The sequence below is a fragment of the Actibacterium sp. 188UL27-1 genome (assembly GCF_016901225.1).
Classification (GTDB): domain Bacteria; phylum Pseudomonadota; class Alphaproteobacteria; order Rhodobacterales; family Rhodobacteraceae; genus 188UL27-1.
This window is the reverse complement of the sequence record NZ_JAFEUL010000002.1, coordinates 300212-313300: the sequence shown is the minus strand read 5'-3', so window position 1 is coordinate 313300 and position 13089 is coordinate 300212. Positions and strand designations below refer to the sequence as shown.

Genomic DNA, 13089 nt, shown 5'->3' with positions numbered 1-13089 from the left:
GTCAAGCGAATAATAACGGTAGTCGCTCTTGGTCTAGTATTGGCGTGTTCTGCCAACCCACTCATGACGCACACTCACGGATCACTTGGTGATCAGGAAGATACGACGATGAACAAAAACCTGGGGACTTCTTCTACCAAAGTGTTTGCTCCGTATTTGGAGTGGTCACTGGAAAACAAAAGCATCAGCGGCAATCCATATGATTTGGATGCCAGTGTTACATTCACCCACAAACAGACTGGTCAAACCATTGAAACCGGTATGTTTTACGATGGGTCAGATTATAATTTCCGCTTTACTGGAACCAAGTCTGGGCAGTGGACCTTCAAAACTAAGTCGAAAGATGGCGATCTGAACGGCTTTACCGGAACGGTCAATGTTGGGGCAGATTCCGATAATCGTGGCTTTGTTGTGGCGAAAAATGGAAAATTCGCACAGCAAATCAGTGATGGATCATTGGAAGCCATATTGCCGAATATGGCAATGATGAGCACCGATATCGAAGACTATTACAACAACCCTCGCGCAATTAAATCATTTGTCGACAACTTCATCGGCAAACATGGATTTACCGGGGTTCACATTCCCAACCTGGCGGCGCAGCTGTTTAATATAAATAGCAAGTCCGACACATACGGAACGGAAATAGATGGGCGCCAGGGCAACAATCCCGACCCACGTGCTTTTAAGGCGCTGGAGGATATTATCACAGCCGTCCACAAGGCCGGCGGTGTTGTTCATATCTGGCCGTGGGGGGATAGCGCCCGAGGTCAAACGCCCGATCAGTTGCCCGGCGGTGAAAATGGCGCAGTCCATGATCGCATCATCGAATACATGGCTGACCGCCTGGGCCCCTTGCCCGGTTGGACGCTGGGCTATGGCTTTGACAACTTTGAATGGACCACACCGCAACAGGCAGCCCAGGCTGCGCGCTATTTCGACCAGCAATCGGGCTATGAGCACCTGAGCGGTATCCGCGGCGGTGCATCTGTCCGGCGCGACACGGATCACTCCAAGGAAACCAAGTGGCACAAGGCCGGTCAGGACTTTGCCGATTACGAGCACCACGAGCCCGGCTATCAGGCCTATGTAAAGGCATTCCAGGCTTCAAACGGCCTGCCCGTCCAAAGCGGTGACCGGTTCCGGATCCGGGGCGAGGACGGCCCCGGCAAGGATTTCACCGCCGAGCAAACGATCGATACGCTCTGGATCTCAACGATGGCCGGGGGTGCTTCTGGCATCTACGGCAACCTCACCCGCTCCAACGGGAAGGAAATCAACAGCAATGAAGGCAGTCTGAGCTATTCGTCTGCCATTCAAGCACAGATCAAGACCTGGAATAAGTTCTTTATCGAGAATGATCGCTTCGAGCTGGATTCGACCCGTGCCAACCATCTCACAGGTGGCCCATCCAAGAAACAATATGCGCTTGAGTCGAAATCCAAGGACCATGTGGTCGTCTATGCCGAAGACACGAATGTCGTGACTTTGAACCTGGGCAAACTATCCGGTGACAAAGATTGGAAAGGCGGCGCCAAGGTTATCGCCGTCAATACCGAGGCAGGGTATCGAGAGATTGACCTGGGCAATGTCTCGCTCACGAACCAGACCGTGAAACTACCCAAGAAAGGCGATTGGGCTGTGTTCGTCGAAGCGCGCGATGGCGGTGGAAACAGCAGTGGCGGCAATGGCGGTGGTAACAATGGTGGAAACAACGGTGGCGGCCAGCAAGGCAACCGCGCGCCCGATGCCAACTACGATCGTGTCAACACGTTCGAGGGCAAGCGCTTCAAGATCGATGTGCTCAAGAATGACACGGATCCCGATGGAAATGTGCTCAAGGTCATATCAGTCGGGTCTCCGTCAAAGGGCAATGTCTGGATCAATGATACAGGCGATGTCGTCTATCGCGCTCCGAACGATTTCACAGGTCGCGATACCTTCACCTACACCATCAGCGATGGCAAAGGTGGCCGGGATACGGCTCGCGTCGATGTTCAGGTCAAGGAAAGCAGCAATTCCGGCGGCGGTGGCACCGGTGGCGGCAGCCAGCCCGGCAATCGCGCACCCGATGCGAGATATGACCGTGTCAGCATCGAGGAAGGCAAACGCTTCAAGGTTGATGTGCTCAAGAACGATCGTGACGCGGATGGCAACCCGCTGAAGATCACCGCGGTCAGTTCCGCAGCCGAAGGCAACGTCTACATCAACAACACCGGTGATATTGTCTATCGCGCACCGACCAAGTTCACCGGGCGTGACAGTTTCACCTACACCATCAGCGATGGCAAAGGCGGCAAGGATACCGCCCGTGTCGATGTCGACGTCAACAAGGCCAAAGGTGGCAGCAATAGCGGTGGCAACAACAACGGCGGCGGCTCCAACACCCCGCCCGCTCAATCGGAAGGGCCGGTTTATACCATGTCCCGCGCCTCCTTCGATGGCAAAAGCCGTGACATCAAGGACATCACCCTGTCAGACGATTTCACGATCATGGGCAGCGTCTGGTTCAAGAATGGCAAGCCGATCAACCAGCGCGATGCGCTGGCAGGTGATGGCTCCTACCGGGATGGCAATGACCTGAACTTCTATAACGGTAAGTTCCGGCTCTATTCCTCCGATGCGTCGCCCCGCGATGTTGTGGTGGCCGAAACCAAAGCGCGACCGGGGCAGGAAGCGCATTATGCCATCACCCGCAAGGACGGCATTACCAAGCTTTACGTGAATGGAGAGCTTGAAGATGTCTCGAACAAGAAGTGGACTGGTGATTTCGTCGTTGGCGAAATTGGCGGTGGCGTGCAGAGCACGGGCCTTGGCGGCAGAATCAGCGATTTCGCTGTCTATGAGCGCGCGCTGAGCTCCAAAGACGTATCCAAGGCGGCGGCCTTTTCCACCTCCACCTCCAAGGAAATCAAGGGCACCTCTTCCAACGCCCAGGCCAAGATCGCAGAGCCACAAGAGCAGCCCGCGAAGGAGGACAAAGTCGATAACGCACCAGCGCCATCAAAGGCTGGTGCGATCAATGCTGATGCGGCTTACACCCTGTCGGGTGAGACCGAGGTTAGTGTAAAATCTTCGGTCGTGTCCGTTGCGCCGAATGCGGATCTGACGCTGGATGAAGCCACGATCTCCCTCTTCTTTGAGGCGGACACGGTGTCTGGCGTTCGCGGGATCCTGTCAAAGGATGCCAATGGTCTTGACGGCGGCGATCACCTGCGCGCCCGGATCGAGAATGGCGATCTCGTCGTTCGCTTCCAGAACGAACAAGGAGACGATGTCGACCTGGTCGTCGATGATATCGAAGCCGACCAACTCTACCATCTCGCGTTGAGCTTTGGGGATGACGGGGCGCAGGTCTACCTTGATGGTGAACTGGTTGCATCCGATGCCGGGATGGACATGGATTGGATCGACAACGCCCAATACCTGCATCTGGGCGGCGATGGTTCGGCGCAGTCCTCTGGCAGCAAAGCAGTCAGCAATGTCTTTGACGGAACACTTTCGGATATCGCGATTTATGACCAGCAATTGAACGCCAATCAGATCGCGCAGATCATGGAAGGCGCCTGATCCGCAAAACCGACCCGTGCTCCAGCCGCACCGCGCTGTGGCCGGACCAACAGGCTGACAAAGACTTGACGAAAGGCGGGATAGTTCCTGCCTTTCGTCATTGATCGGTTCTGTCACGGATCCGTCAATTCACATCAGTTGCAGCGAAGAAGCATGTTTCGTCGGCTTCGTGCTAACAACCTTTTAGCCCGCTCGATATCGTTCTATGTGGGGTTACTTCTCGCCGTGCCGTTCGGCGAAACCCAATTCTTGCCAGGCCCGAAACAGCCGTTCGGATGGGCTGACGCTGAAGTCACGCAACTCCCGCAAGACGCCCGAATATTTCGGCTGCAGTTCGAACCGTGCCCCATAGCGCAGATCCAGCTTGACGAAATCCCAGACCTGCGCCTGCGTCGCACAACCATAATGCTCGGCCCGGTCGACGGCATCAACGATGCGGGCGTCATTCTCATCGCGCGGGCCAGACATCTCGGCCGAGAATTCCAAACAGGCGCGTCGCCGCATCGCCGCACCATAGGCCGCCGACAGACGCCCATATTGTGGACGCGACAACCGCAACCGACCAAAGGGAACCGGGGCATCCGGCTTGGGATTGGCGGCATGCATGATCTGATCATGGCTTGGCGGTTCCGCCACCACGGCCAAGGCGCCACCAAAGAAGCGTGCGCGCTGCACGGGGGCAAGGATCTGCAACAAGGCTGCCACCACCTCTGCATCGGCATGGCGGAACAGAACGGGCTCGGACCCGCCGATCCCCTGGCCATCGGTTTGGCGGGCAGAGACACCGGCCACCTCTGTATTCACGTCCCACGGCACGTCGATCAGGTTCAACCGACGCAAATGGCGGTAGATCCGCGCCTCGGAATCGGCCCCGGTATCTGGCCAGGCCCACCAAACCACAGTTGGCGCACCGGCCGCGACATCGCGCACCTGCTCCACCGACCAGCCACTGCGACATACGACCAGGTGCGGCCCGGAGGACAGCTGCGGCGCATCAATCTCGTCGACGTAAAGCGGGAAATACTCCAGACCCACGGCACGCAGGCGGCCAGGCAGATCATCGAACTGCGCCCCGTCCATCACCGCAAACAAGCGGCCGGGCAAACGGCGAAGGATATGTCCAAGTTCGTCTTGAGGACCGGGTAGGGTCATCGGTACTTTTATCTCTTTTGGGGCGCATGGCGACACACCACGCCTAATATCGGGGACCTTATCACCGGTTTTTAGGCTTTGTCAGGGCAAAAGCGGACAAGTCAGGAATTCCGTCTGTTCAGGCCGGTGCCACCCGTGACCAGGACGGTCGCATCCAGAAGCGCCACATCAACAGTGCAGCCGCCAGGGCCAACCCGATGACCAGGCCCAACCAGACCCCGACCCCGCCCCAACCCAAGGTGAACCCCAGATAATAGCTGGCGGGCATGCCACAGCCCCAATAGCTGACCCCGGCCATGATCATGGGCGCGCGCGTGTCTTGCACCCCGCGCAACAGGCCCAACGCCAAGACCTGCAAACCGTCAGCCAGTTGAAACAGGGCCGCCATGGCCAAAAGCGAAACACCGATGGCAAGAAGCTGGGGGCGCGCCTCGGCATCTGGGCTCAAAAACAGGCCAATCCACAATTCCGGCCAGGTCAGGAACGCAAATATCGTGAGGGCGGAAAACACCATCGACATCGCGATCACCACCACCCCACCGCGGCGTAGGTGGTCGGGGTCCATCCGGCCATGGGCCCGCCCCGCCCGCACGGTTGCGGCATTGGCCAATCCAAGGTGGATCATGAACGTGAGCGACGCGATCTGCAGGGCAATGCCATGGGCCGCCAGGGGCAGCGTGCCCAGCCAACCCATCATGATTGCCGTCGCGATGAACAACCCGCTTTCGGCAAGACTGGTCAGCCCGATAGGCCATCCCAGTTGAAACACCGATCTGAACGCCTCCCAATCCGGGCGCCACAACCGCACAAACAGCGCGTGTTCAGGAAACACCGCCCGGGCATAGACGATTATCACGATAACCGACAGGCCATGCATGGCGAGCGAGGCAATGGCGGCCCCGCGCACACCAAGTTCCGGCGCGCCGAAATTGCCAAAGATCAGCACGTAGTTCAGCGCCGCATTCAGAATGGCCGCCGCGAGGGTCATCCACAGCACAATCCGGGTTCGCTCCAATGCGGCAAGGTAGCTTTTCAAGACCATCACGCCGATTGCCGGGATCATCCCCCAGCCCAGGATCGACAGGTAGGATTGCGCGTCAGCCGCCAAGGCTGGCTCCTGACCCAGAAACACCAAAACGGGGCCGGAAAAAAGCATCAGCGGAATGGCCGCCATCGCAAACAGAAGCGACAGCCACAAACCCATGCGTGTTATGCGGCGGATTTGCACCGTGTCATCAGCCTCAGCTGCCGCGGCGACCATGGGCATGACTGCCCACGCAAAACCCGCGCCGACGATGAACAGGATGAAGAAATAGGAACTGGCCAGCACGACAGCCGCCAAAGCCTCAACCCCATACCATCCCAGCATCACGGTGTCGGTGATCTGGATAGCGACCTGGCCCAGATGACCCCCGATCAACGGCAGACCAAGTGTCAAAACCGCCTTGCCATGGGCAGCATATGTCATGTGTTGGGCCATGGAATGCCCTTACGGCAGGGATGCCAACGCGACAAGACTTGACCTCGCCCTATCCTCTATTTGCAACAAACAACGAGGTGCTGAATGTCTGACACGTTCGATCAGTTGGTCCCCGATGCGACCGCGTTCTTCACCGATCTGAAGGCAAACAACAGCCGCGACTGGTTTCAGGAAAACAAGGCACGCTATGACGGTCTGATCAAGAAACCAGCCACCTTGCTGACAGAAGTCATCGGATCCGATCTGGCCAAGATCACTGGTGTGCCGATGTCTTCCAAGCTCTTTCGGGTCAATCGAGATGTGCGGTTCTCCAAGGATAAGAGCCCCTACAACAACCATCTGCATATGATCTGGGTGCCCGAGGGTCACAAGCAGGGCGAGGTCAGTGGCTACTTCCTTGGCATCGCCCCGGATTATGTCATCACCGGTGCCGGGCGGATGGGCTTTGAAAAAGCGGCGCTCGACACCTACCGCACGGCTGTTGCCGGTCCAGATGGTGCCGGACTGGCAAGCGCTTTGGCAAAGGTCACGGCACAGGGCGCGCGCCTGGATGATCCACACCTCAAGCGCGTGCCAGCCGCGTTCGACAAGGATCACCCGCGCGGTGACTTGCTGCGTCGCAGGGGGCTGGTGATCTGGTTTGATGCCGCGGCAGAGGCCCGTACCACCGGCCTCGTCACCGCGGCGCTCAACAGTTTCGAGATTGCACAGCCTGTGGCCCGCTGGCTTGATTCGATTTAACGACCCCTCGGGCCTGCTGCCCCCGCCCCGGGATCACACCGGTGCAGAGATCGCCGCAAGACCAACCACCAATAGCATCGACACGGCCATGGCGATATTGATGGCACGCTGCGCGCCCGACGTCAGGTTCAAACGGCGCAAGCTGATCCCAGCCCAAAGCCAAAGCAGATGGATCGGCACCCAAATCGCATTCACGATCAGTAGCTTCACAAACATTTCAATCCCCGGCGCTTCGGGCAGGAAGGCAAAGCCGGAAAATAGGGTTGCATTCACGACATAGGCCTTTGGATTGATCGGTTGCAGGGCCACCCCACCGATCACCCCGGGCGATGTGTCCCGCCCGATAAAGGCGAGCTTCGTACCGGCAAATGCGATGCGGGCCGCCAAATACAACAGATAGGTGACCGATGCGCCATACAAAACCAGTCGGATCCGAGGGTCGGCCAGGACCAAGGCCGCCATGCCTGTGACGACGGCAACGATCACCAGGTTATTCCCAAGAAACAGCCCCAACACATATCGCGCACCGTCCCGCCCTCCAAAGGCCGCGCCGACGCCTGCGGTCGATAATACGCCAGGGCCTGGCGTGATGATCAGGAAAAAGACGGCCAAGGCAAAAACAACCATGGTTCGGGCCTAGGCCAAGTCATCGATACCCGCAATCCCGCCGGCAGGTTTCGCCAAGGTCGCAAACCTGATCTGATACCACCGGGAGGATCAGCCATGAAAACCGAAACACGCATGCTGAACGGGCAGAAATTTTTCATCCGGTCTTGGGGGGATCCCGGTTTGCCATCGCTTTTGATGCTCCACGGATTTCCTGAATATGGTGGCGCCTGGGCGGATCTTGCGCCGCTCTTGGCGCAAGACTTCCACTGCATCGCCCCCGATCAGCGCGGCTATGGTCAAAGCTGGTCGCCGCCCGAGGTTGGTGATTATGCAGCCTCTGCACTTGTTGACGATATGGCTGCGCTCATCGGCCAGATCGGTGGGCCGTTGACGGTGCTTGGCCATGATTGGGGCGCATCCATTGCATATGGTCTTGCGATCTTCCGGCCTGACCTCGTGACCCGCCTAATCATCATGAACGGCGTCCATCCCATCCCCTTCCAACGGGAGATTGCAGCGGGCGGCGCCCAGTCCGAAGCATCACAATACATCCATGCCTTGCGGACCGAAGGATCCGAAGATCGACTTGCGGCGAACAATTTCACCGGTCTCCTGGCGGCCTTCTCCGCCAAAATGGACATGTCCTGGCTGACCGCGGACAAACAGGCGGAATACCTCGCCGAATGGGCCCGGCCGGGACGGCTCAAATCCATGATCCATTGGTATCGGGCCTCGCCTTTGCAAGTCGCCACCCCCGGGAAACCACTGACCAACCCACCCACATTCCCGCTTGAACAAATGCAGGTCCGATGTCCCCATCTGCTGATCTGGGGCAACGGTGATACGGCACTCCTCCCGGCCTCGACCAAGAACCTCGAAGATGTCGCGCCCGACCTCACCCGCATCACAATCGCCGATGCCGATCACTGGCTCCACCACCAAAAACCTGCACAGGTCGCCCAGGCCATCCTCAATTGGCAGCCCTGATGACGCTTGTCACCCGGCAAGAACATCCCAGAGCGCACGGACGCGCCTGGCATCCTGCGTGGTAACGCAAAAGCTTCAAATGCGCCGCAGGCGCTCCGTGTCACAGACCCCAAAACCTTGTCCCATCCCGATCACGCTGCCATAACAGGTCAAACAACGAAAAGAGCAGCGCCATGGCCGACGACCTCCTGTCCGGAGATGATCCAGCTCCGTCAACCTATAATGCCGCCTCCATTCAGATGTTGGAGGATGTGGAACATGTGCGTCTCCGCCCCGGCATGTATATCGGCGGCACCGATGACCGTGCGCTCCACCACATGGTGGCTGAGATCATCGACAATGCCATGGATGAAGCCGTCGCGGGCCATGCCAACTGGATCGAAGTTGAACTCCACGAGACAGGACATGTCACGATCCGCGATAATGGCCGCGGTATCCCCGTCGATCCTCACCCAAAGGACCCATCAAAATCCGCCTTGGAGATCATTTTCTGTACCCTCAATGCGGGCGGCAAATTTTCTGGCGACAGTTACGAGACATCTGGCGGCCTCCACGGCGTCGGTTCCTCGGTCGTCAATTTTCTCTCCGACCACCTGCGCGTAGAGGTCGCCCGAAACCGGGAACTTTACGCCATGGAGTTTGCCCAGGGCTTGCCCCAGGGTACACTGGCCAAGATCGGAGCGGCCCCCAATCGGCGTGGCACTGCTGTTACCTTCCACCCCGATCCCGAAATCTTTGGTGCCCTCAAGTTCAAACCCGCCCGCCTTTTTCGGATGGCCCGCTCCAAGGCGTACCTGTTCTCGGGCGTCGAGATACGCTGGAAATCCGCGCTCCCGGATGGGGACATGCCGCTTGAGGCAACGTTCAAATTCCCTGGTGGCCTGGCCGATTACCTTAGTGAAACGCTCGAAGGTGCCACCACCTACGCAGACAAACCCTTTGCCGGTAAGGTCAGCTTCGCCGACAAGTTCCAGGTTCCCGGCTCCGTGGAATGGGCCATCAACTGGACCCCCAGTCGCGATGGATTTATCCAGTCCTATTGCAACACCGTTCCAACCACCGAAGGCGGCACGCATGAAACCGGCTTCTGGGCCGCCATCCTCAAGGGCATCCGCGCCTATGGGGAACGGGTCAGCAACCGCAAGGCTGCCCAGATCACGCGTGAAGATCTCACCACTGGCGGCGCGGCCCTTGTCAGTTGTTTCATCCGAGAGCCCAAATTCGTCGGCCAGACCAAGGACCGCCTGGCCACTGAAGAAGCCGCGCGTATGGTCGAAAACTCCGTCCGCGATCATTTCGATACCTGGCTCGCAGGCGATACGAAATCGGCTGGCGCAATCCTTGATTTCCTGATCCTGCGCGCCGAGGAGCGCTTGCGCCGCAAACAGGAAAAGGAGACCGCCCGCAAGACCGCCACCAAGAAGCTGCGCCTGCCCGGCAAGCTGACCGACTGCACCCGCCAAAGCCGCGACGGGACCGAGATTTTCATCGTCGAAGGCGACAGCGCCGGCGGCTCGGGCAAAGGCGCAAGGGACCGCGAAACCCAAGCGCTCCTCCCGCTCAAGGGTAAGATCCTGAACGTGCTGGGGGCCGCCTCCTCCAAGCTGACGACGAATGCGGAGATCAGCGATCTATGTCAGGCGCTCGGCACCGGCATGGGCACGCGATTCAACCTCGACGACCTGCGCTATGACAAGGTCATCATCATGACCGACGCCGATGTCGACGGCGCCCATATCGCCGCGCTCCTGATGACATTTTTCTTCGCCCAGATGCGGCCCATGATCGATGCAGGCCATTTGTACCTCGCCTGCCCGCCGCTCTACCGCCTGACCCAGGGCGCGCGCCGCAAATACGTGGCCAGCGACGCCGAGAAAGAGGACTGGCTCGCCCGAGGCCTCGGCGGCAACGGCAAAATCGACGTCCAACGCTTCAAAGGCCTGGGCGAAATGGATGCCAAGGACCTGAAAGAAACGACCATGAACCCGGCCACCAGAACGCTCATCCGCGTCAGCATCGACGAAGATCAACCCGGCGAAACCGGAGACCTCGTCGAGCGCCTCATGGGCAAAAAACCCGAACTCCGCTTCCAATACATCCAAGAAAACGCGCGCTTCGTGGAGGAGTTGGATGTGTGATCAAGAAAATCGATAAATTGTGGCTCGCAAACCCTTGAACACTGGATATGGCGTCACCAATTATAGGATACCCGAATAAGTTCGGGAGAAATGCAGCCTTACTTTGAAGGCTGTTTTCTTTCTCCCTGACTTGAAGCGATAGGATCGCAGTCTTATCGAAGCGCCCATCGGGTTTACGGGTAAGGAGTAAAAGATGCCTCTGAGCTGCGACTTGGAAGTCCAGAATAGGTGTAGTTGCCCTGAGGGATCTGGCTCAAACCCAGAAAACTTGGAGTGGCGACTTGGATTCACCTTCCCTTGGATAAGCTCTGAGGCGTCTCGTCTGGGCGTTTGTGGTTGTTAAAGTGCATCAGGAGATGCACGAGTGATGGGTCCGGCAGTGCCGGGCAGCCCTGATCGCTTCCACCGGAAAGAGATGAGACGCCAGGCCCACTAGAGTTTGCTATGCGCCGGTGGATTATAGTACTTTAAACAATAAAACGAACTTCCCGAATAATGCGAGCGGCGCTTACGATTCCTGTCGCGTTCGAGCGGCGCGACCCGCATCAAGGCCGACGAGAAACGACTGAGCGATTGCGCCTTGTATCTCCGATTGCGAGGTGCTGCTCGGTTCCGGTTTCGATTTGGTTTGCAATGACGCACATCCCAAAAGGACCAGGCCAAGACCTAGATAAGCTGCCGCGATAATCAGAGCCACTTGGTAGACCAGCAATACAGCGCTCAAACCAAACCAGGCCGCGACCGTTAAAAAGGCCGCCCCGACAGTCAAGCACACCAAGGCGCCCGTGGATAAGACGACGGCACGAGCGGTGCGCCGTGCCGTCTGTTTGGCCGATTGAAACATATCAGCGGCGGCTCGATAAAAGACCGATCAGAAAGCCGACCCCCGCGGCAATTCCCACAGCCATCGCCGGTTTTTGGCGAATGACGTCATTGGTCTGGGCAGCAAGGCGTTCGGCTTCATTCGCCACCATCTCGGCCGTGTCCTTCCCGCGGCGGGCCATCGCATCAATCTCGGCTGAGGCACGCCCCTTCGCCGCCTCACCCTGGGTTTGGATCAGGTTGCTCAAGGCCGCAGTCAGGCTGGCCATATCGTCCTTCAGGGCAGAAATTTGCTTGGCCACATCATCCGTAGATCCCGTGCGCGATGTCATGTCTTTCACAGTTGCCATTATGATCTCCTTTTCCAGATCACTAACGTGATGCAGCCACAGTTGTTCCGAGGATTGCCGAGAATTTATTTGACCCACTTTTGGAACCGCTCGGCACCCTGCCCCGTTGGTTCGATGTAACAACGCAGGAGGACTACCATGCTTGGTTGGGCATTGACCTTTCTTATTGTCGCGCTGATCGCGGGCGCTTTGGGTTTTGGCGGCATCGCTGGCGCCTCTGCCGGGATCGCACAGATCCTGTTCGTGCTGTTCCTCGTTCTGTTCGTCGTCGCGATGATTGCACGGGCAGTGCGCGGGCGCGCGCCGTACTGATCATCACATCACTCAGGGGGCGGTCATCAGACCGCCTCTTGTGATCATGGCTTTATAATCCGCATCGATTTGAACCGCCGGCCCCACGTGATGGCCGGCTTTTTCATATGATTTTCCGGCATGCCCGGTACCGGGCATCGCGGATAGATTTACATCGCCACCATACCCGCGACGATCCCCCAAAGGATCATCAAGGATACGAAACCGGCAACAGTCGGTAGAATAACTTGGGCCATGTCAGGCGCTCCTTTCCTGGCGCCCGATCCGGGGCGCGGTGTATGCCGCGGAAGATCCGCGACTGACCCTAAGGTAAGGATGGAGCGGGAATGCCGTGAGACATGGGGCAGTCACATTCCGTCACACTTGCAATCAAAAGCCGTGAATCGGCGTTATTCCTGGATGCTTTCGAGCCAGACCAGCAGATCCGCCAAGGGTTGGCTGACCATCATGGGCTGACCTGTGGGAACCTTTATCGGAACGTCGGTGCCTTCGAAAAAACTACCGAATATTGGCATCGGCAACCCATGGGATGGGATCAGGTCGCGCCCATCGATCCGGCGGGCCACCCACAGAACCGGAAATTCGCCATCGTGCATCGCCGCAAGCTGCGTCAGGTCGGGCGGATTAATGACCATCATTTCCGCAGTGGGGCCGTCCCCCCGGGCTTGGTTGCCATGGCAGGTGGCACAGTAGGTTTGAAACAGGGCCTGGCCCTCGGCAACGTCCCCCGACTGCGCGGTGGCTGGACCGGCGAAGAAAAGCGCCAGTGACAGCAAAACCAATTGGATCGAATGGTGCATGAATCCTCCAATATCGATGTCATCTGGATGTGCCACGGACCGCTGCAGGACGCTTTGATATCGATCAAGGGGATGCCGCCGTTCCCCTCTGGACAGCGCCTTTCATCCTGTGTCAACGTCGATCGGCA

Annotated in this window: 11 protein-coding genes and 1 pseudogene; 6 read left to right on the top strand and 6 right to left on the bottom strand. The window is 58.2% G+C overall.

The genetic code is table 11. From position 1 onward, the window contains the following. Positions 1-63: 63 nt before the first annotated feature. Positions 64-330 (top strand): annotated as a pseudogene (locus tag IU397_RS23800) (DUF5060 domain-containing protein); the annotation flags it as partial. A 147-nt stretch (positions 331-477) separates the two neighbouring features. Next, positions 478-3570 carry an Ig-like domain-containing protein gene (locus tag IU397_RS04610; protein ID WP_239479617.1) on the top strand — a complete coding sequence of 1031 codons (3093 nt, stop codon included), beginning with the start codon at positions 478-480 and terminating at the stop codon, positions 3568-3570. A 213-nt stretch (positions 3571-3783) separates the two neighbouring features. Here the strand turns inward: IU397_RS04610 and IU397_RS04605 are convergent, their stop codons facing one another. Both IU397_RS04605 and IU397_RS04600 read right to left on the bottom strand, forming a co-directional pair. Continuing rightward, positions 3784-4722, bottom strand: a complete 939-nt coding sequence (locus IU397_RS04605) for a DUF4123 domain-containing protein (protein ID WP_204411208.1) — start codon at positions 4720-4722, stop codon at positions 3784-3786. 118 nt (positions 4723-4840) lie between these two features. Continuing rightward, positions 4841-6202, bottom strand: a complete 1362-nt coding sequence (locus tag IU397_RS04600; RefSeq protein ID WP_204411206.1) for an MATE family efflux transporter — start codon at positions 6200-6202, stop codon at positions 4841-4843. A gap of 84 nt (positions 6203-6286) precedes the next feature. On the opposite strand from IU397_RS04600, the gene IU397_RS04595 reads away from it, so the two are divergent. Continuing rightward, positions 6287-6943, top strand: coding sequence for a TIGR02453 family protein (locus IU397_RS04595; protein WP_204411204.1), 657 nt, complete (start codon positions 6287-6289; stop codon positions 6941-6943). A 33-nt stretch (positions 6944-6976) separates the two neighbouring features. Here the strand turns inward: IU397_RS04595 and IU397_RS04590 are convergent, their stop codons facing one another. Further along, positions 6977-7570 carry a LysE family translocator gene (locus IU397_RS04590; protein ID WP_204411202.1) on the bottom strand — a complete coding sequence of 198 codons (594 nt, stop codon included), beginning with the start codon at positions 7568-7570 and terminating at the stop codon, positions 6977-6979. Between the two features lie 96 nt (positions 7571-7666). On the opposite strand from IU397_RS04590, the gene IU397_RS04585 reads away from it, so the two are divergent. Together IU397_RS04585 and IU397_RS04580 are read left to right on the top strand one after the other, a co-directional pair. Further along, positions 7667-8539 carry an alpha/beta fold hydrolase gene (locus tag IU397_RS04585; protein WP_204411200.1) on the top strand — a complete coding sequence of 291 codons (873 nt, stop codon included), beginning with the start codon at positions 7667-7669 and terminating at the stop codon, positions 8537-8539. Between the two features lie 173 nt (positions 8540-8712). Next, positions 8713-10677 carry a type IIA DNA topoisomerase subunit B gene (locus IU397_RS04580; RefSeq protein WP_204411198.1) on the top strand — a complete coding sequence of 655 codons (1965 nt, stop codon included), beginning with the start codon at positions 8713-8715 and terminating at the stop codon, positions 10675-10677. Between the two features lie 508 nt (positions 10678-11185). Here the strand turns inward: IU397_RS04580 and IU397_RS23795 are convergent. After that, entirely contained in the window at positions 11186-11521 is a 336-nt protein-coding gene (locus IU397_RS23795) for a phage holin family protein (protein ID WP_204411196.1), read from the bottom strand. A 1-nt stretch (position 11522) separates the two neighbouring features. Beyond that, positions 11523-11849 carry a YqjD family protein gene (locus IU397_RS04570; RefSeq protein WP_204411194.1) on the bottom strand — a complete coding sequence of 109 codons (327 nt, stop codon included), beginning with the start codon at positions 11847-11849 and terminating at the stop codon, positions 11523-11525. 138 nt (positions 11850-11987) lie between these two features. Here IU397_RS04570 and IU397_RS04565 point away from each other — a divergent pair, with 138 nt between their 5' ends. After that, positions 11988-12161: a DUF1328 domain-containing protein gene (locus IU397_RS04565; protein ID WP_204411192.1), complete on the top strand. Its 174-nt coding sequence runs from the start codon at positions 11988-11990 to the stop codon at positions 12159-12161. Positions 12162-12550: 389 nt separating this feature from the next. Here the strand turns inward: IU397_RS04565 and IU397_RS04560 are convergent, their stop codons facing one another. Then, the gene (locus IU397_RS04560) at positions 12551-12961 is read right to left on the bottom strand and encodes a cytochrome c (protein WP_204411190.1); all 411 of its coding nucleotides are present in this window, start codon (positions 12959-12961) and stop codon (positions 12551-12553) included. Positions 12962-13089 lie beyond the last annotated feature (128 nt).